Origin of the sequence: Thioclava sp. UBA3469 (assembly GCF_002378135.1) — a bacterium.
GTDB classification, from domain to species: Bacteria; Pseudomonadota; Alphaproteobacteria; order Rhodobacterales; family Rhodobacteraceae; genus Thioclava; species Thioclava sediminum.
In genome coordinates, this window is the sequence record NZ_DFRG01000038.1 from 1 (window position 1) to 258 (window position 258).

Genomic DNA, 258 nt, shown 5'->3' on the forward strand with positions numbered 1-258 from the left:
GAGGGACTGGTGATCATGGGGTTCGACGACAATGGCCACGACCATTTCGTCGGCCAGATCCGTGATCCGGAGCCCGTTCTCGTGGATGCGGAGGGTTATCTGCACATCGACGCGGATGCCGAGCAGGGAGGGAAATGACATGGCAGACATCAAGCTGCGCGGCCTGCGCAAGAGCTATGGTGCGCATGAGGTCATCCGCGGCGTCGATATCGACGTGGCCGATGGCGAGTTCTGCGTCTTCGTCGGCCCCTCGGGCTG

Annotated in this window: 1 pseudogene; it reads left to right on the forward strand. The window is 62.4% G+C overall.

Annotated elements, in window-relative coordinates:
* Positions 1-139 precede the first annotated feature (139 nt).
* Positions 140-258, forward strand: a pseudogene (locus B3D39_RS02905) (ABC transporter ATP-binding protein); the annotation flags it as partial.